At 60.3% G+C, this 18,288-nt stretch carries 16 protein-coding genes; 14 read left to right on the top strand and 2 right to left on the bottom strand.

What is annotated here, in order from left to right; genetic code table 11:
• Positions 1 to 49: 49 nt before the first annotated feature.
• The 6 genes from ACIPY9_RS11025 to ACIPY9_RS11000 all read left to right on the top strand — a co-directional run bounded on the left by ACIPY9_RS11025 (position 50) and on the right by ACIPY9_RS11000 (position 6,881).
• A complete protein-coding gene (locus ACIPY9_RS11025) occupies positions 50 to 2,500 on the top strand; it encodes a glycogen/starch/alpha-glucan phosphorylase (RefSeq protein ID WP_400700430.1) in 2,451 nt (816 codons plus the stop codon).
• Positions 2,501 to 2,756: 256 nt separating this feature from the next.
• Positions 2,757 to 4,091 carry a DUF3999 domain-containing protein gene (locus ACIPY9_RS11020; protein ID WP_400700975.1) on the top strand — a complete coding sequence of 445 codons (1,335 nt, stop codon included), beginning with the start codon at positions 2,757 to 2,759 and terminating at the stop codon, positions 4,089 to 4,091.
• A 149-nt stretch (positions 4,092 to 4,240) separates the two neighbouring features.
• A complete protein-coding gene (locus ACIPY9_RS11015) occupies positions 4,241 to 5,251 on the top strand; it encodes a class 1 fructose-bisphosphatase (RefSeq protein WP_400700428.1) in 1,011 nt (336 codons plus the stop codon).
• Positions 5,252 to 5,256: 5 nt separating this feature from the next.
• Positions 5,257 to 5,859 carry a DUF924 family protein gene (locus ACIPY9_RS11010; RefSeq protein ID WP_400700426.1) on the top strand — a complete coding sequence of 201 codons (603 nt, stop codon included), beginning with the start codon at positions 5,257 to 5,259 and terminating at the stop codon, positions 5,857 to 5,859.
• A gap of 194 nt (positions 5,860 to 6,053) precedes the next feature.
• The gene (bamE, locus tag ACIPY9_RS11005; RefSeq protein ID WP_122315216.1) at positions 6,054 to 6,308 is read left to right on the top strand and encodes an outer membrane protein assembly factor BamE; all 255 of its coding nucleotides are present in this window, start codon (positions 6,054 to 6,056) and stop codon (positions 6,306 to 6,308) included.
• Positions 6,309 to 6,311: 3 nt separating this feature from the next.
• Complete coding sequence (locus tag ACIPY9_RS11000) at positions 6,312 to 6,881, top strand: lipocalin family protein (RefSeq protein ID WP_400700424.1); 570 nt, start codon at positions 6,312 to 6,314, stop codon at positions 6,879 to 6,881.
• 74 nt (positions 6,882 to 6,955) lie between these two features.
• Here the strand turns inward: ACIPY9_RS11000 and ACIPY9_RS10995 are convergent, their stop codons facing one another.
• Positions 6,956 to 8,320 (bottom strand): formimidoylglutamate deiminase, encoded by a 1,365-nt coding sequence (locus ACIPY9_RS10995; RefSeq protein ID WP_400700422.1) that lies wholly within the window; start codon positions 8,318 to 8,320, stop codon positions 6,956 to 6,958.
• Between the two features lie 186 nt (positions 8,321 to 8,506).
• Here ACIPY9_RS10995 and hutC point away from each other — a divergent pair, with 186 nt between their 5' ends.
• The 6 genes from hutC (at position 8,507) to ACIPY9_RS10965 (ending at position 13,024) form a co-directional block, all read left to right on the top strand.
• Positions 8,507 to 9,217, top strand: a complete 711-nt coding sequence (gene hutC, locus ACIPY9_RS10990; RefSeq protein ID WP_400700972.1) for a histidine utilization repressor — start codon at positions 8,507 to 8,509, stop codon at positions 9,215 to 9,217.
• The gene (locus ACIPY9_RS10985) at positions 9,214 to 9,810 is read left to right on the top strand and encodes a HutD family protein (RefSeq protein WP_400700420.1); all 597 of its coding nucleotides are present in this window, start codon (positions 9,214 to 9,216) and stop codon (positions 9,808 to 9,810) included. Before hutC ends, ACIPY9_RS10985 begins: the two co-directional genes overlap by 4 nt.
• A gap of 34 nt (positions 9,811 to 9,844) precedes the next feature.
• Positions 9,845 to 11,020: a Na+/H+ antiporter NhaA gene (nhaA, locus tag ACIPY9_RS10980; protein WP_400700418.1), complete on the top strand. Its 1,176-nt coding sequence runs from the start codon at positions 9,845 to 9,847 to the stop codon at positions 11,018 to 11,020.
• Positions 11,021 to 11,125: 105 nt separating this feature from the next.
• Complete coding sequence (locus ACIPY9_RS10975) at positions 11,126 to 11,659, top strand: DUF3455 domain-containing protein (RefSeq protein WP_400700416.1); 534 nt, start codon at positions 11,126 to 11,128, stop codon at positions 11,657 to 11,659.
• Between the two features lie 94 nt (positions 11,660 to 11,753).
• Positions 11,754 to 12,320 (top strand): sigma-70 family RNA polymerase sigma factor, encoded by a 567-nt coding sequence (locus tag ACIPY9_RS10970; RefSeq protein ID WP_400700414.1) that lies wholly within the window; start codon positions 11,754 to 11,756, stop codon positions 12,318 to 12,320.
• Positions 12,317 to 13,024, top strand: a complete 708-nt coding sequence (locus ACIPY9_RS10965; protein ID WP_400700412.1) for an anti-sigma factor domain-containing protein — start codon at positions 12,317 to 12,319, stop codon at positions 13,022 to 13,024. Before ACIPY9_RS10970 ends, ACIPY9_RS10965 begins: the two co-directional genes overlap by 4 nt.
• A gap of 377 nt (positions 13,025 to 13,401) precedes the next feature.
• Here the strand turns inward: ACIPY9_RS10965 and ACIPY9_RS10960 are convergent, their stop codons facing one another.
• Positions 13,402 to 14,595, bottom strand: a complete 1,194-nt coding sequence (locus ACIPY9_RS10960; RefSeq protein WP_400700410.1) for a cyanate transporter — start codon at positions 14,593 to 14,595, stop codon at positions 13,402 to 13,404.
• A 297-nt stretch (positions 14,596 to 14,892) separates the two neighbouring features.
• Here ACIPY9_RS10960 and hutU point away from each other — a divergent pair, with 297 nt between their 5' ends.
• Positions 14,893 to 16,590, top strand: coding sequence for a urocanate hydratase (gene hutU / locus ACIPY9_RS10955; protein ID WP_400700408.1), 1,698 nt, complete (start codon positions 14,893 to 14,895; stop codon positions 16,588 to 16,590).
• A 130-nt stretch (positions 16,591 to 16,720) separates the two neighbouring features.
• On the top strand, positions 16,721 to 18,262 hold the full coding sequence (gene hutH, locus ACIPY9_RS10950) for a histidine ammonia-lyase (protein ID WP_400700969.1): 1,542 nt from the start codon (positions 16,721 to 16,723) through the stop codon (positions 18,260 to 18,262).
• Positions 18,263 to 18,288 lie beyond the last annotated feature (26 nt).

The raw sequence follows: 18,288 nt of genomic DNA, 5'->3' as shown, positions 1-18,288 counted from the left end.
AGTCAAAGAACCCCACTTTTCATTCGTCTGACTACTTGAGGTCGTACCGATGTCTCAGGAACCACTTGTTCGTGACGCTGATGTGGCCGCTTTTCGCGCCGCTGTTCTCGCCAAACTCACCTACGCGGTGGGCAAGGACCCTGACCATGCGTTTGAGCATGACTGGTTTGAAGCTGTAGCCCTTGCCGCCCGCGATCATATGGTCGAGCACTGGATGGACCATACGCGGCAGATCTACCGCAAGGTTCAGAAACGTGTCTACTACCTCTCGCTCGAATTCCTGATCGGTCGGCTTCTGTACGACAGCCTGAGCAACCTGGGCCTGCTGGAAATCGCTCGTGAAGCCCTGACCGAACTGGGTGTGGACATCGAGCGCATACGCCTGCTGGAACCGGATGCAGCCTTGGGCAATGGCGGCCTGGGCCGTCTGGCCGCCTGCTTCATGGAGAGTATGTCGACCCTGGGCATCGCCGGTCATGGCTATGGCATTCGCTATGAGCACGGGCTGTTCCGTCAGGCAATCGTCGATGGGTGGCAGCAGGAACAGACCGAGAACTGGCTGGACTTCGGTAACCCCTGGGAGTTCGAGCGGCCGGAAGTGGTCTACTCCATCGGTTTCAGCGGCAGCGTCGATACCGTGCTCAATGAAGCCGGTGAAGCGCGGCAGGTCTGGCGTCCGGCCGAAACCGTCCGGGCCATTGCCTATGACACCCCCGTGGTCGGCTGGCGAGGCGCCAGCGTCAACACCTTGCGCCTGTGGCGCGCCCGCGCCGTGGAAGACCTGCACCTGGAACGATTCAACGCCGGTGACCACTTCGGCGCCGTGGCCGAGGTCGTGCGGGCCGAAAGTATTTCCCGCGTGCTGTACCCCAACGATGCGACAGAGGCAGGTCAGGAACTTCGCCTGCGTCAGGAGTATTTCTTTGTCTCGGCCTCCTTGCAGGACTTGCTGCGTCGCCACCTGAACATGCACGCGACCCTGACAGACCTGCCCGAACACGCCGCGATCCAGATGAACGATACCCACCCCTCGATCGCCGTGGCCGAGCTGATGCGCCTGCTGATCGATACCCATGGCATCGCCTGGGATGCAGCCTGGAAAATCACGGTCGGCACCTTGAGTTACACCAACCACACCTTGCTGCCTGAAGCGCTGGAAACCTGGTCGGTGGGCCTGATGGAGCGCATGCTGCCGCGCCACATGCAGATCATTTACCTCATCAACGCGCAGCATATCGACACCCTGCGCGCCAAGGGCGTCCATGATTTCGATGTGCTGCGGGCCGTGTCCCTGATCGAAGAAGACAACGGTCGCCGCGTGCGCATGGGCAACCTGGCATTCCTGGGTTCACACAGCGTCAACGGTGTTTCCGCGCTGCACACCCAATTGATGCGCAAGACCGTATTTGCCGAGTTGCACAAGATCTACCCGGAGCGCATCAACAACAAAACCAACGGTATTACCTTCCGGCGCTGGCTGTATCAGGCCAACCCGAAACTGACCGAAATGCTGGTGAGCACCCTGGGCGAAGAGGTTCTGGACAATGCCGAAACCCGACTGATCGAGCTGGAGCCGTTCGCGGAAAAAACATCCTTCCGCAAACAGATGGCCGACCAGCGTCTGCACAGCAAGCGCGCCCTGGCCGCCATCATCCATGAGCGCCTGGGCATCGTGGTCAATCCGGCCTCGATGTTCGACGTTCAGGTCAAGCGTATCCATGAGTACAAGCGCCAGTTGCTCAACCTGTTCCACACCGTTGCGCTGTACCAGGCCATTCGGGCCGATCCGGGTACAGACTGGGTGCCACGGGTGAAGATCTTCGCGGGCAAGGCAGCGGCCAGCTATCACTCGGCCAAGCTGATCATCAAGCTCACCAACGATATCGCGCGCACCGTCAACAACGACCCGACCGTACGTGGCTTGCTCAAAGTGGTGTTCATGCCCAACTACAACGTCAGCCTGGCCGAAAGCATCATTCCGGCAGCCGACCTGTCGGAGCAGATATCCACCGCAGGCCTGGAAGCTTCGGGCACCAGTAACATGAAGTTCGGCCTCAACGGCGCGCTGACCATAGGCACGCTGGACGGCGCCAACGTGGAAATGAGCGAGCAGGTCGGCCTTGAACATATGTTCATCTTCGGCATGACATCGCAGCAGGTCGAAGCCCGCAAGCAGGCCGGGGACTTCAGCGCGCATGCCGATGTGGCCGCGTCCGGACGCCTCAACGACGTCGTGCAGGCCATTCGTGGCGGCGTGTTCTCGCCGGATGACCCGAACCGCTACTCCGGCCTGATCGACCAGTTACTGGCCTATGACCGCTTCCTGGTCTGCGCCGACTTCGACTCGTACTGGGCCGCCCAGGCCAGGGTCGAAGAACGCTGGCACGATTCCAAGCAGTGGTGGCGTTCGGCGGTACTCAACACGGCGCGCATGGGCTGGTTCTCGTCTGACCGGACCATCCGCGAATATGCCGGGGAAATCTGGAAAGCATTGGACTGATCCCGACACGCCAGGCCGCTTCCTTCTTTCGGATGCGGCCTGTTCCCTATCCCTTGAAACCTCATTGAATCGGACAACCGAGGCCCATGGGTGCCCGGCGTTTTCTTTATAGGTGTTGGCATATCGCTATTGGTGGTGGGATATTTCATACACACCGCCGAAACCTTTCGATAAAAATCGGCGCGGAAACAGGCTCGGCCACTGACGCCAGGCCTACTCAACCGTGAGGAAACCGTTCGTGAGTCGTCCGCTCATCATCAAAATCGCTGTGCTCGGCGCAGCCCTGTGTGCGGCGATGACCGTCAATGCGCTGGAAAAACCGGCGGATTTCGCCAGCCAGACGCCGTTGACCCTGACTGGTAAAGGCCCGTGGTATCGCCTCGACCTGCCTTTCGCGTTGCAGTTGAATGCCCGTCAGAGCAATTTGAACGACCTGCGCATATTCGATGCCGATGGCCAGTCCCAGCCCTATACATTCCTTCGTCTCCAGGAGCCTCATGACGGGGATTCGGCACCGATGGCAGTGAACGGATTCCCGCTGTACACCACAGCCGAAGCAGGCGATACCGTACCGATCATCCGCAGCGAGCGTTCGAGTGACGGTGCGATCATTGATATCCAGCCACAAAGCGATATCGAGGCCGGCGAAGAAATACTGCGCGGCTGGCTGTTGGATACCAGCGCGATAAAGGCCCCTCTTGAACAACTGCTGATCGACTGGAGCGCCGAACGCGAGGGTTTCCAGCATTTCAGCATTGAAGCCAGCGACGACCTTCAGCACTGGCAGCCCTGGGGCGAAGGGCAAGTGGCACGGCTGACCCTCTCCGACGAGGTGGTCGAGCAGCGAGAGATCGGCCTGCCCGGCCAGAACGCCCGTTATCTGCGCCTGCTCTGGCGTTCACCACAAAACGCGCCCACCCTGGTTTCCGCCCATGTCCTCACGGCAGGCCCCGACAGCCTCCCTGCAACGCTGACATGGTCACCGCCCATCAAAGGTGTCGTCGAAAAGCCCAATGAATACAGTTGGCAACTTCCGACTCCCCTGTCGGTAGAGCGCGTGAAAATCGATATTGCCCAGGCCAACAGCCTGGCACCCGGCACACTGTATGGACGGCTCGACGCCGGGCAGGAATGGCAGGTCATCAGCAGCAGCCTGCTGTACCGCCTGACTCAGAATCATGACGAGATCGTGCAAGACCAGTTACAGCTGGCGGGCCATAACGTCCAGCAGTTGAAACTGGTTGTCGATGACCGGGGCGGCGGACTGGGTGCAGAAGCCCCTCTATTGAGTGTTGCCGTCCCGGCAGTCCAGGTGGTGTTTCAGGCCCACGACAACGGGCCGTTCACGCTGGCCATCGGCAATGCTGACGTCGAGGGGGTCCCGCTCGCGAGAGTGATGCCCCGACTGGACCCGCAAAAGCTGGTCATGCTGGGCACGGCTCAACCGGTTGCAGCCGACAAGGCCGCCTCGGCATTGCCAGCTTCCGAAGGCATCGACTTCAAACGCCTGGGCCTGTGGGCCGTTCTGGTCCTGGGCGCGCTGTCTCTCGGCGGGATCGCCATCAGCACGCTGAGGTCTTCAAAACCTTGACGCAGAGCGCCTGCGGACCTCGATTTCAGGGCTAAGCTGAGCAGGCATATGAACTCAATCACCCATAACCCAGTCTGATAGCAGTATTACGCAGCCACTCGCGTTAAACTGCGCGGGTTTTTTCATACCCCCCATTTTCGGAGCTCTCCATGTCCCGCGTTACACTAAGTCGCTTTTTGATTGAGCAGACCCGCAGCAACAACACTCCTGCCGATCTGCGCTTCCTGATCGAAGTAGTGGCGCGAGCGTGCAAGGAGATCAGCCACGCCGTTTCCAAAGGCGCACTGGGCGGCGTACTGGGCAGCATGGGTACCGAGAACGTACAGGGTGAGGTCCAGAAGAAGCTCGACGTGATCTCCAACGAAATCCTGCTTGAAGCCAACGAGTGGGGCGGTCACCTGGCCGGCATGGCGTCCGAAGAAATGGACAATGCCTACCAGATCCCGGGCAAATACCCGAAAGGTGCCTACCTGCTGGTATTCGACCCGCTGGACGGCTCTTCGAACATCGACATCAACGCGCCGGTCGGTACCATCTTCTCGGTACTGCGCTGCCCTAGCGAATACCTGAGCCAGAACGAAGCCCTGAACGAAAAGGCTTTCCTGCAGCCAGGCACCGAACAGGTTGCTGCCGGTTACGCGATCTATGGTCCACAGACCATGTTGATCCTGACCCTGGGCAATGGCGTCAAGGGCTTCACCCTTGACCGCGAAATGGGCAGCTTCGTCCTGACCCATGAAAACATCACCATTCCAGAGTCCACTCAGGAGTTCGCCATCAACATGTCGAACCAGCGCCACTGGGAAGCTCCGGTACAACGCTACGTCAGCGAGTTGCTGGCTGGCGAAGAAGGCCCTCTGAAGAAGAACTACAACATGCGCTGGGTTGCTGCGATGGTTGCCGATGTGCATCGCATCCTGACCCGTGGCGGCCTGTTCATGTACCCACGCGACAGCCGCGAGCCTTCCAAGCCAGGCAAACTGCGTCTGATGTACGAAGCCAACCCGATGTCCTTCCTGGTCGAGCAGGCAGGCGGCGCGTCCACCGACGGCCATCAGCGCATCCTCGACATCAAGCCTGAAGGCCTGCACCAGCGCGTCGCTGTATTCCTGGGCTCCAAACAGGAAGTCGAGCGCGCCACGGCGTACCACCAGGAGTAAAACCGGTGCTTGCCCCCTGGCTGCCTCTGCTCGAATGGTGGTTCGGCTCAGCCGAAGCCCCCACGGAAGTGGTGAAAGCCAGGGAAAAGCTCTGGTTCGGGAAGAACACAGCCAACGACACCGAAGCACGTGAACGCTTCGGTGCCCTGGTCGAACAAGCGCTGGCTGGCGGCCTTACTGAATGGGCGGAAACCCCTGAAGGCTGGCTGGCACTGATCCTGTTGCTCGATCAGCTTCCCCGCATGATTCATCGCGATACACCCCAGGCATTCGCTGGCGATCAACGCGCCCGGACGCTGGTGCAACACGGCCTGAAACTGGGCCGGGATCAACACCTGAACCCGCTGGAGCGTACCTTCATCTATCTGGTGCTGGAACACAGCGAAGACCTCGATGTACAGAATCAGGCCATCGCCTGCTTCAGCGGACTACTCCCTCTCCTCCCCGCCACTGACCGCGACTACTTCAGGCAAAGCCTGGACTACGCCGAGCGTCATCAGGCAATCATCGCCCGATTCGGGCGCTTCCCACATCGCAACGAGATTCTTGGCCGTCCCTCGACCGCTGAAGAGATCGAATTCCTTAAAGAGCCCGGATCACGGTTCTAAATGCTGTAGGAGCGAATTCATTCGCGAGAGATGTGTTGCCTGAAATACCGTATTCGCGAATGAATTCGCTCCTGCGGGTGGGAGTCAGGGAACCAGATCACGTTTTTCTCTTCTAAGCTTTCGGCATTGCGCCAGCATCGGCTCAAAGCACCGGTTGCGGCGGCGCGGCCCCTTCCCGTCCAGGAGCTTCATCCATGTCTTTGCGCTCTCTCGCGTTACTGTCGTTCTGCGTGCTGCTGGCTGCGTGCAGCAAAATCACTCAGGAAAACTATTCCAAACTGTCGGCAGGCATGCCCAAGGCTCAGGTCGAAAGCCTGCTGGGCAGCCCGACTGAATGCTCCGGTGCATTGGGAATGTCCAGTTGCACCTGGGGCGACCAGAAAACCTTTATCAGCGTGCAGTATGCCGGCGACAAAGTGCTCATATTCTCGGGCCAAGGTCTGAAATAAATCATGATCAAGCTACTTCTGCGCTTCGGGCTTCTCGTCATGGCCAGCTTCCTGGCCATCGGCTTCGCCCATTCGGCTGACAATCTCGAACCCAAGACGGTCGAGAGCGTCGATCTCAAACGCTATCAGGGCACCTGGTACGAACTGGCCCGCCTGCCGATGTTCTTCCAGCGCAACTGCGCGCAATCCGAAGCCCATTACACACTCAAGGCGGACGGCAATATCGCCGTGACCAACCGCTGCCGAACAGCCGAAGGCAAATGGCAGGAAGCCACCGGCACGGCGTCGCCCCAAGTGCCCGGCAAAACCGACAAGCTGTGGGTGGTGTTCGACAACTGGTTCTCGAAGCTGCTGCCTGGTCTGGCCAAGGGCGATTACTGGGTACTGGCCATCGGCGACGACTACAAGACCGCCCTGGTCGGCAACCCTGATCGCAAGTACCTGTGGCTGCTGTCCCGCACACCGACAGTGCCCGAGTGGGTCAAGCAGGACCTGATGAGCAAGGCCCGACAGCAGGGTTACGACACCAGTCGCCTGATCTGGCGTGTGGATGACGCCAAGATAGGGAAGTAATGCCCACCTGTAAGAGCGGATTCATCCGCGAAGATGGCCCTTCGCGAATGAATTCGCTCCCACACAGGCATGCCCTATGAAAGCAACTCCCTGAGCACCTGCGCAAACGCCCGCCTGCTTTCCTCCTCCCCGGCATGCCGCCCCTCACGCACCACCCAGCGTCCATTGACCAGCACATCACGCACCTGACGATCTCCGCCCGCAAACAGCCAGCGATTGAGAATGGCATCGCCAGAGGCGGTTGCCAGATACGGATCAGAGCCATCCAGCACCACCCAGTCCGCGCGCTGCCCGACCTCAAGCTTGCCGACCTTCTGCCCCAGGGCCTGCGCACCACCCGCCAGCGCCGCATCGAACAGCGTCCGCCCCACCATCGGTTGATCATGGCGATACAGCCGGTTACGGCGCTGATCACGCAGGCGCTGGCCATATTCCAGCCAGCGCAACTCCTCGACCACACTGAGCGAGACATGGCTGTCCGAGCCGATGCCCCAGCGTCCGCCCTGGGCCATGTAATCCACCGCCGGAAAAATACCGTCGCCCAGATTGGCCTCCGTGGTCAGGCACAGTCCGGCCACACTGCAACTGCGGGCCATGAGCGTCACTTCGTCCGGCTCGGCATGGGTGGCATGCACCAGGCACCAGCGCTGATCCACCGCCACGTGTTCATACAGCCATTGCAATGGCCGACGGCCGCTCCAGCTCAGGCAGTCATCGACCTCCTTCTGCTGCTCGGCAATATGAATGTGAACGGGACACTGCCGATCGCTGGCGGCCAGCACGTCGCTGATCTGCTGTGGAGTGACAGCCCGCAACGAATGAAAGCACAGGCCAAGGCTCTGGGCAGGCTGACGAGCGATGACAGAGTACAGACGCGCCTGCAAATCCAGATAGCTGTCGGTGCTGTGGATAAATCGGCGCTGCCCTTCATTGGGCGCCTGCCCGCCAAAGCCGGAATGGCTGTAGAGCACCGGTAACAGGGTCAGGCCCATGCCCGCTGAGGTGGCGGCCTGACTGATCTGCAACGCCAGTTCGGCCGGATCGGCATAAGGCTTGCCGTGGGTATCCTGATGAACATAGTGAAACTCGGCCACCGAGGTGTAGCCACCCTTGAGCATCTCGATATAAAGCTGCCGGGCAATAACGCACAACTGCCCCGGCGTGATCTGCCCGACAAGACGGTACATGAGGTCGCGCCAGGTCCAGAAGCTGTCATTGGGGTTGCCCGCCACTTCCGCCAGGCCCGCCATGGCGCGCTGAAAGGCGTGGGAATGCAGGTTCGGCATGCCGGGCAGCAATGGCCCGCAAACGACTTCGGCACCTTGTCGATCGGCATTGGCCGTCACAGAACTCAACAGGCCATCAGTGCCGACCTCCAGACGGACGTTGTCAGCCCAGCCACCGGGTAATAAGGCACGCTCGGCAAAGAAGGCGGACATTGACTTCATTCCTCATGACGGTAATTTGTATATACATATACAGACGTTATCATTCCCGGTAAACCTTCACGCGCTTGCCGTACCGCAGGTTAATGGTTAGCTTGGGCGTTCTTTCATACTTGGCCTTCTCAGAACAAGGACTCAAACGTGTCGACTCCACCCGCCTCCTCTCCCTTGGCAGCCCAGATGGGTGAAAGTCCGGCACCGCTCTATGCCCGCGTCAAACAGATGATTGCCCTGCAAATCCAGAACGGCACCTGGCCGCCGCATCACCGTGTGCCATCGGAGAGCGAGCTGGTCACCCAACTGGGGTTCAGCCGCATGACCATCAACCGGGCCCTGCGTGAGTTGACCGCCGAAGGGCTGCTGGTGCGCATGCAAGGTGTCGGCACCTTCGTTGCCGAGCCCAAAAGCCAGTCGGCGCTGTTTGAAGTCAATAACATCGCCGACGAGATCGCCGCACGGGGCCATCGCCACACCTGCAAGGTCATCATCCTCCAGGAAGAACCTGCCGGCTCCGAACGAGCGCTGGCGCTGGACATGCGCGAAGGCCAGAAGGTATTTCATTCCTTGATCGTGCATTTCGAAAACGACATTCCGGTGCAGATCGAAGACCGCTTCGTCAATGCGCAAGCCGCACCGGACTACCTCAAGCAAGACTTCACCCGGCAAACGCCCTACGCCTATCTCTCACAGGTCGCCCCCCTGACCGAAGGCGAACATGTGGTCGAAGCGATACTGGCCGAGGCCGATGAATGCCAGTTGTTACAGATCGATGCAGGTGAGCCCTGCCTGCTGATTCGCCGCAGGACGTGGTCAGGCCGCCAGCCGGTGACCGCCGCCCGCCTGATCCACCCCGGCTCCCGCCATCGCCTGGAAGGACGCTTCAGCAAATGATCCAGACTCAAATTCTGCGTGCCACCGATTACCCTCGCATGCCCTGGAAAAACGGTGGTGGCAGTACCGAAGAAATCGCCCGCGATGCCGGGCAGGACCTGGACGGTTTCGGTTGGCGCCTGTCGATTGCCGACATCGAGGCGTCCGGCGATTTTTCGGTGTTTGCCGGTTACCAGCGGATCATTTCGGTGATCCAGGGCATGGGCATGACACTGGATGTCGATGGGGTCATCAGTCGACCATTGCTGCCTTCAGACCCGTTCGCCTTCAGCGGCGACAGCCATGTCAGTTGCTCACTGCTCGACGGCCCGATCCGCGATTTCAACCTGATCTATGCCCCGCTGCGCTACAATGCGCGGCTGCACTGGATCGATGTGCGCCAGCCGCAGCGACTTTTCAGTTCTGCCAGCACACTCCTGCTGTTCAGCGCCGCCGAACAGGTGGGCATCAGCGTGAATGAGGGGCACTGGGAGATCCTTGGCAAATATGATTGCCTGCAAGTGGAAAACCCCGGCGGCCTGCTGGAGATCGAACTGCAAGCGCCCAGTGCCAGCCGTTGCTGCCTGATAGAATTGAGCGCCTTGCGCGCTTGACCCGCCGATTCACGATCCTCTTACAAGGACGAGCATGACCCAGCTTCCCATAAAGGAAACCCCAAGAGCCGTTGCCATTCTGGCCCGCTTCCTCTCCTCTGAATCAGCAGGCGGTATTGTCCTGATGGGCGCGGCGCTGGCCGCCCTGATCGTTGCCAACTCTCCACTGGCCGCGGGCTACTTCGCCATTCTGCACAGTGTCTGGCTGGGACTTTCCGTGGAGCTGTGGATCAACGACGGACTCATGGCGATCTTCTTTTTGATGGTCGGCCTGGAAATCAAGCGTGAAGTGCTCGCAGGAGGCCTCGCTACCTGGGGGCAACGTGCCCTGCCCGGTTTTGCAGCCGCAGGCGGCATGCTGGTCCCGGCGCTGATCTATATCGCCGTCAACTGGGGCAACCCGCAAACCCTCAGCGGATGGGCCATTCCGGCAGCAACGGATATTGCCTTTGCCCTCGGCGTGCTGTCGCTGCTGGGCAACCGTGTCCCGACCTCGCTGAAAGTGTTCCTCGCCGCCCTGGCCATTCTCGATGACCTGGGCGCAGTCACCATCATCGCCTTCTTCTACAGTTCGGGCCTGAGTCTGCCCATGTTGATGGCGTCCCTGGTGACCCTGACGGTGCTGGTTGCGATGAACCGGATGAATGTCCGGCGCTTGTTGCCGTACCTGATCATGGGTGCGTTGCTGTGGTTCTTTGTCTTGCAATCGGGCGTGCATGCCACGCTGGCAGGGGTTGCGCTAGCTCTATGTATCCCCTTGGGCAAGCCAGAGGAAGAAGCACGTTCGCCACTGCTGTTTCTCGAAGAAAAGCTGCACTACTGGGTCGCCTTCGCCATCGTGCCCGTGTTCGGTTTCGCCAATGCCGGGGTGTCGCTGTCCGGCATTTCAGCTGACAACCTGCTGGACCCCATCCCTCTCGGGGTCGCTCTGGGCCTGTTCGTCGGCAAGCAGATCGGGGTGTTCCTGGCAGCCGTGCTGGCCATCCGGGCCGGGCTTGCGAGCCTGCCGGAAGGCAGTAACTGGGTACAACTCTATGGTGTGGCCATCCTATGCGGCATCGGTTTCACGATGAGCCTGTTCATCGGCAACCTGGCATTTCCCGGCGCGGCGCATCTGATAGACGAGGTCAAAGTCGGGGTCCTGATAGGCTCTGGCCTTGCTGCAATTGCCGGTGTGCTGTTATTGCGAAGCCGTTTCAGCCAGCGCTGAAAAAATATTTTCAGATCGCTGCATCCAGATTGCTTTCTCGCGGGTAGTACCTACAGCAGCCACTTGAGTTGCTGAGCGCGGTTAAACCCTCTGGAGATTTTCTGCATGAACGCAAAACGTTTGCTCTGCCTTGCAGGTAGCACCCTGGCCCTCACTTGCCTGACTTCAGTAGCCATGGCCCAAACCAACCTGCCTGAAAGCGTCCGCGTGCCGGACGGCCACAAGATCAGCATGGAAACCACGGGCGTCGGCGAGATCACGTATGAATGCCGCGCCAAGGCCAGCATGCCGAATGAAATGGAATGGGCTTTCGTCGGCCCCAAGGCGGTGCTCAACGACCGTAGCGGCAAAGCAGTCGGCAGCTACTTTGGCCCACCCGCGACCTGGGAAGCCAAAGACGGCTCCAAAGTAACCGGTACTCAAGTGGCCGTGGCGCCATCCAGCGCGGGCAATCTGCCTTATCAACTGGTCAAGGCCAACCCCGCCGAAGGCAAAGGCGCCATGACCGGCGTCGCTTACATCCAGCGCGTGGCCTTGAAAGGCGGCGTGGCACCGGCCACGGCCTGCTCAGCCAGTAACAAGGGCGCAAAAGAAGTGGTCAAGTATCAGGCGGACTACATCTTCTGGGCCAGCAACTGACCGAGCCATTCAATAAGGTGCCGCGCAGCCAGTAGTCTATGCTGCTGCGCGGGAGCCTCGTGATGTCACCGAGGCAGTAGCATGGCGGATCACCTTGTCCTCACTCGAATCCATCTTTGACTACGAAGCCACGCTGCACGCCTGCGCTCGCGGTGAGCGCCAGGCCTTGCATCGTCTCTATCAACAGGAAAGCGCCCGGCTGCTGGGCGTTGTCCAGCGGCTTGTGCGTGACAGGGCCTTGGCAGAAGACATCGTGCACGACGCATTCCTCAGGATCTGGGCTCGCGCAGCGAGCTTCGATCAGACACGCGGCTCGGCCCGCGGCTGGATCTTCAGCGTGGCCCGGCACCTGGCCCTCAATACCCTGCGCAACTCGGCTCGAGAAGTGCACGCAGGGGATGAAAGCCATGAGGATTACGCTGAACAGGCAACCCTGGAGGGCTGGCAGGAAACCGGGGATGAGTTCGATTGGCACGTGAATCCGGGGCGGGTTCAATTCTGTCTGGAACAACTTGAACCCGTGCGGCGCAACTGTGTTTTCCATGCGTATGTGGACGGTTACTCACATCAGGAAATCGCCCGGAAAACCGGAGCGCCCCTGGGTACGGTCAAAGCCTGGATCAAACGTAGCCTCGCAGCCTTGCGGGAGTGCATGGGATGACTCGACCTTCAGACCGCGACCTCCATGAGTTGGCGGGCGAATACGTACTGGGCACTTTACCGCTGTCGGAAAGAATGGACGTCCAGCGTCGCCTGCCCCATGAGCCGGCCCTTCAGGCCGCGGTGGATGCCTGGGAAGAGCGCTTGCTGCCACTGACCGGACTGGCCGGGCCGGTCACTCCCACACCCAGGCTGTGGGAGCGTATCGAGCGCAGCCTGACGGAACTCACCACAGCCAATCCCGAGCCGCGCACCATTCGCGGATGGAACAACCTGTCGCTCTGGCGTGGTCTGGCTGGCGCAGGACTGGCTGCATCACTGGTGCTGGGCATGGCCTTGCTCACCCGGCCACCGACAACACAGGCCCCGTCCTATCTCGTCGTACTCGTTGCCCCTCAGGACAAGGCACCCGGCTGGGTGGTTCAGGCCAGCAATACGCAGGAAATCCAGCTCATCCCCTTGAGCGAGAGCGAAGTTCCGCCCGACAAGGCCCTGGAATTCTGGACCAAGGCAGACAGCTGGCAGGCACCGGTTTCCCTCGGTCTGGTGAAGCCCGGTCAGACGCTGCATATTCCTCTCGATAAATTGCCGCCGCTGCAACATAACCAACTGTTTGAACTGACCCTGGAAAAGTCCACGGGATCACCCATTGGCAAACCGACAGGGCCGATACAGTTTATAGGCCGAGCGGTGAAGGTGATTTGAGGTTGCTTTCTGCCCTGCCTTTCAGGACCGGACCCGGCATCAGGAACACCTCGAAACATCGCGTCATCGACAGCGTATCGACGTAGCCGTATGGGCTTCATAAAACCGAAGCAAGCCGCCAGTAGCAGCCCATGTCGGCTTGCCCATGAACGGTGAGGCCTGAGCAACACGGGTATTGACTGCCACAACCACATTCCTTTGCTAGGCTTTGTACGAAAAGTGCCTGCGCGACGATCATGCTGCGTTGAAAGCAGGCTCGGAATGCTCATTTACACCCCGTAAACTCCGCTTCCTCGCCTGCTTTCGCCTTGCCTGATCGCCGCTCGGCGACTTTTCGTACAAACCCTAATACCTGAGAGGCTTTCGCTGTGTATTTTTTACGCCGGGCTGATGTGTTGACGGTAATGACGAGGATTGAAACGCCACACAATACCGATCATGGCCGCAATCACCGCTGCCAGTGTCCACCATGCCCCCTCGAAACTGCCTGACTGATCGCGAATGACACCTGCAAGCAGCGGCGACAGGCCTGCAATCAGATAGCCGATACCCTGCACAAACGCCGTCAGGCTTCCGGCCCTGGCCGGGTTATCGATATGGTCCATCGAGATGATCAGGCTCATGGGGAACAGGCCTCCGATCCCCAGCCCCAGCAGGCAAGGCCACAACAGGGCCATGTGGTCGAAGGACAGGATCAGCCCACAGAAGCCGGCGATGATCAGCAACAGCAAGGCCGTCAGCGCCCAACGCTTGTCCTGGGTCTGGTTGACCATGGTCGGCACTGCCAGACCGGCCAGCACTTCCATCGCCGTGAGAAACCCCAGCACCAGCCCCGCATCCTGCTCGCTCCAGCCCCGCTCCACGTAATAAGGCGCAAGCCAGGCCAGCACACAGGTATAGGAAGCCGTACCCAGACCAAAGAATATCGCCAGCAACCAGGCTCGCGAACTGGCGAAAAAAGATTCCGTCCGCCCCTTGGGAGCGGGTGCAACAACCGGTATCGCCGAACGCTGGAGCGTCCACAGGACCAGCGCCAGCAAAGCGAGAATGGCCCATATCGCCAGTGCAATCTGCCAACTGCCACTCTGCTTGAGCACAAACGGCGAAAACGACGCCGCCAGTGCCGCGCCCCCCATGATCGAAGTGACATACAGGCCCATGAACAGGGAGACGTTTTCCTTGAAGCGGGTCTTGATCAAGGCCGGCATCAACGCCTGAATCATCGCGATCCCCAGCCCGGACAGGATCGCGCTCAAGATCAGCTCCACCGCCCCATCGATAAACAAACGGGCAGCACTGGCAATGCCAATCACCAGCAGCGACCAGACGATCGCACGGTGCTCACCCAACGACTGTGCCAGCCGCATGCCGAAAAACATCCCCAACCCCATCGCCAGCACCGGCAGCATGGTCAAGAGAGAAGCCAGGCTGAAACTCAGGGGCATATCGCCACGAATGGCCGACAGAAGCGGCCCCACAGCGGCCATGCTGGGCCTGAGGTTCAGCGCCACCAGCACGACACTGGCCATCAACCAGAAGGCGTGCGCCGTCGAGGTACGAATGTTTTCCATCACACAACCCTGGATTTCCAAAAACACGATTAGGCCGCGCAACCGTGCAAGCGACAAATGAAAATCTGGTGGGTGGTATTGAGAAATCAGGATTGAGGATGAAAGCACGTCCTGCGCCCTCCCGGTGAATTCCCGGGTACATGAAGAAAGCGGGATTTTCAATTGCTCATACTTGTATGTACAAGTAGAGACAGGTTATAAATATCCCTACGCTCCACTGACCAGAATTTCGCCTGAGCATCAGGCACCGCTCGCCCTTCATTGGGCTGGTTTGGATTGAACGCCGAGGATTTCTTCGTGACCGACACTAATCGCCCCTGCAAGCAAGACTGGACCCGCCATCGTGACGTCGAGGTCCGGGCCGCCCGTGGTACGCAACTCACGGCCAAAAGCTGGCTGACCGAAGCCCCGCTGCGCATGTTGATGAACAACCTCGACCCGGAAGTGGCCGAAAATCCGAAAGAACTGGTGGTATACGGCGGCATCGGGCGAGCGGCGCGCAACTGGGAGTGCTACGACAAGATCGTCGAAAGCCTGACCCACCTGAACGATGACGAAACCCTGCTGGTGCAGTCCGGCAAGCCGGTCGGCGTATTCAAGACTCACCGCAACGCGCCGCGTGTGCTGATCGCCAACTCGAATCTGGTGCCGCACTGGGCCAGTTGGGAGCATTTCAACGAACTGGATGCCAAGGGTCTGGCGATGTATGGGCAGATGACCGCAGGCAGCTGGATCTATATCGGCAGCCAGGGCATCGTTCAGGGCACGTATGAAACCTTCGTCGAAGCCGGTCGCCAGCATTACAACGGCAACCTGAAAGGTCGCTGGGTGCTGACTGCCGGTCTGGGCGGCATGGGTGGCGCACAGCCGTTGGCGGCGACCCTGGCCGGAGCCTGCTCGCTGAACATTGAATGCCAGCAGAGCCGCATCGACTTTCGCCTCAAGACCCGCTACGTCGACGAACAGGCCACGGACCTGGATGACGCCCTGGCGCGTATCGCCCGCTACACCGCTGAAGGCAAGGCCATCTCCATCGCCCTGTGCGGCAACGCAGCCGAAATTCTTCCGGAAATGGTCCGCCGCGGCGTGCGTCCGGACATGGTCACTGACCAGACCAGCGCCCACGACCCGCTCAATGGCTACCTGCCCAAAGGCTGGAGCTGGGAAGACTACCGCGCCCGCGCCTTGAGTGAGCCCGCAGCGGTGGTCAAAGCCGCCAAGCAGTCAATGGCCGAACATGTCGAAGCCATGCTGGCGTTCCAGAAGGCAGGCATCCCGACCTTCGACTACGGCAACAACATCCGTCAGATGGCCAAGGAAGAAGGCGTCTCCAATGCCTTTGACTTCCCCGGCTTTGTTCCAGCCTACATTCGGCCATTGTTCTGCCGTGGCGTAGGACCGTTCCGCTGGGCAGCGCTGTCGGGTGATCCGCAGGACATCTACAAGACCGACGCCAAGGTCAAGGAACTGATCCCGGACGACGCCCATCTGCACAACTGGCTGGACATGGCCCGTGAACGCATCAGTTTCCAGGGCCTGCCCGCACGAATCTGCTGGGTCGGTCTGGGCCAGCGCGCCAGACTGGGGCTGGCCTTCAACGAGATGGTCCGTAGCGGCGAGCTGTCGGCTCCCGTGGTGATCGGCCGCGATCATCTGGACTCCGGCTCGGTTTCCAGCCCCAACCGCGAAACCGAATCCATGCGTGATGGCTCGGATGCAGTCTCCGACTGGCCATTGCTCAATGCCCTGCTCAACACAGCCAGTGGTGCGACCTGGGTTTCGCTGCACCATGGCGGTGGTGTCGGCATGGGCTTTTCGCAGCATTCAGGCATGGTGATTGTCTGCGACGGCACCGATGATGCCGCCAAACGCATCGCCCGCGTGTTGCATAACGACCCGGCAACAGGTGTCATGCGTCACGCCGATGCCGGTTACCCGATCGCGATCGACTGCGCCAGGGAACAGGGGCTGAACCTGCCGATGATTGAAGGTTGAAGCACCTGTCGCGAACACCCGGCAGGCCATGACAACAGTCGACGCTCAGGCTGACTCAATACAGAACAGCCAACACTCAGCCCGAGCGAACGACTGATATCAATAAAGGAGTAGCAGCACAGTGAGCACGATCAAACCCGCCACGGCACTGAACCTGATCCCCGGTACGCTGACACTGGCGCAACTGCGTGCGGTCTATCAGCAGCCGTTGACCCTGGCACTCGACAGCAGTGCCGATCAACAGATCGATGACAGTGTGGCCTGCGTGGAGCGGATTCTGGCCGAGAACCGCACGGCCTATGGCATCAATACCGGTTTTGGCCTGCTGGCCTCGACCCGCATCGCCAGCCAGGACCTGGAAAACCTGCAACGTTCGCTGGTGTTGTCCCACGCAGCAGGTGTCGGGCAGCCGATCAGCGACGAGCTGGTGCGCCTGATCATGGTGCTCAAGGTCAACAGCCTGAGCCGTGGTTTCTCCGGCATCCGCCGCGTGGTGATAGACGCCCTGATTGCGCTGATCAATGCCGAGGTCTATCCGCATATCCCGCTCAAGGGCTCGGTAGGCGCTTCCGGCGACCTGGCCCCGCTGGCCCATATGTCGCTGGTGCTGCTGGGCGAAGGCAAGGCGCGCTACAAGGGTGAATGGCTCGACGCTGTGGATGCCCTGGCGGTGGCCGGCCTGAAACCGCTGACACTGGCCGCCAAGGAAGGTCTGGCCCTGCTCAACGGCACTCAGGTGTCCACGGCCTTTGCGCTGCGCGGCCTGTTCGAGGCCGAGGACCTGTTCGCCGGTGCCATGACCTGCGGTGCCCTCACCGTCGAAGCCGTTCTCGGCTCGCGCTCGCCGTTCGACGCCCGTATTCATGCCGCACGCGGTCAGCGCGGCCAGATCGATGCCGCAGCCTGCTATCGCGACCTGCTAGGAGAAAGCAGCGAGGTCTCCGAATCCCACCGCAACTGCGACAAGGTGCAGGACCCCTACTCGCTGCGCTGCCAGCCCCAGGTCATGGGTGCCTGCCTGACCCAGTTGCGTCAGGCAGCCGACGTGCTGGAGATCGAATCCAACGCCGTTTCCGACAACCCGCTGGTATTCGCCGCCGAAAACGATGTGATCTCCGGCGGTAACTTCCACGCCGAACCCGTGGCCATGGCCGCCGATAACCTGGCCCTGGCCATCGCGGAAATCGGTTCGCTGAGCGAACGACGCATTTCGTTGATGATGGACAAGCACATGTCGCAACTGCCGCCGTTCCTGGTGGCCAATGGCGGCGTCAACTCCGGTTTCATGATCGCGCAAGTCACCGCAGCGGCTCTGGCCAGTGAAAACAAGGCTTTGGCCCATCCACACAGCGTCGACAGCCTGCCGACTTCGGCCAATCAGGAGGACCATGTTTCCATGGCACCGGCTGCCGGCAAGCGGTTATGGGAAATGGCAGAAAACGTTCGAGGGATTCTTGCCGTAGAATGGTTGGCTGCGTGCCAGGGGTTGGACCTGCGCAATAGCCTGAAAACATCGCCAAAGCTGGAGCAGGCCCGCGCCACCCTTCGCAGCAAAGTCCCTTCCTATGAGAAGGACCGTTTTTTTGCACCGGACATCGAAGCTGCCAGCCAGCTGTTGTCCTCAACTTGCCTGAACCCGTTGGTTCCTGCACGTCTGCTACCCAGTCTGTGATGTACCGCGAGCCTGGCAGGGCTCGC

Source organism: Pseudomonas sp. NPDC089734 (genome assembly GCF_044748865.1).
Classification (GTDB): domain Bacteria; phylum Pseudomonadota; class Gammaproteobacteria; order Pseudomonadales; family Pseudomonadaceae; genus Aquipseudomonas.
Note: the sequence above shows the minus strand (reverse complement) of the source record. Positions and strands in the feature narration are given on the sequence as shown.

Bases quoted from the DNA above. Each gene is read 5' to 3' on its own strand.
- ACIPY9_RS11025 (WP_400700430.1), top strand. From the start codon at position 50: ATGTCTCAGGAACCACTTGTTCGTGACGCTGATGTGGCCGCTTTTCGC.
- ACIPY9_RS11015 (WP_400700428.1), top strand. From the start codon at position 4,241: ATGTCCCGCGTTACACTAAGTCGCTTTTTGATTGAGCAGACCCGCAGC.
- bamE (WP_122315216.1), top strand. From the start codon at position 6,054: ATGTCTTTGCGCTCTCTCGCGTTACTGTCGTTCTGCGTGCTGCTGGCT.
- ACIPY9_RS11000 (WP_400700424.1), top strand. From the start codon at position 6,312: ATGATCAAGCTACTTCTGCGCTTCGGGCTTCTCGTCATGGCCAGCTTC.
- ACIPY9_RS10995 (WP_400700422.1), bottom strand. From the start codon at position 8,320: ATGTCCGCCTTCTTTGCCGAGCGTGCCTTATTACCCGGTGGCTGGGCT.
- hutC (WP_400700972.1), top strand. From the start codon at position 8,507: ATGGGTGAAAGTCCGGCACCGCTCTATGCCCGCGTCAAACAGATGATT.
- ACIPY9_RS10985 (WP_400700420.1), top strand. From the start codon at position 9,214: ATGATCCAGACTCAAATTCTGCGTGCCACCGATTACCCTCGCATGCCC.
- nhaA (WP_400700418.1), top strand. From the start codon at position 9,845: ATGACCCAGCTTCCCATAAAGGAAACCCCAAGAGCCGTTGCCATTCTG.
- ACIPY9_RS10975 (WP_400700416.1), top strand. From the start codon at position 11,126: ATGAACGCAAAACGTTTGCTCTGCCTTGCAGGTAGCACCCTGGCCCTC.
- ACIPY9_RS10965 (WP_400700412.1), top strand. From the start codon at position 12,317: ATGACTCGACCTTCAGACCGCGACCTCCATGAGTTGGCGGGCGAATAC.
- ACIPY9_RS10960 (WP_400700410.1), bottom strand. From the start codon at position 14,595: ATGGAAAACATTCGTACCTCGACGGCGCACGCCTTCTGGTTGATGGCC.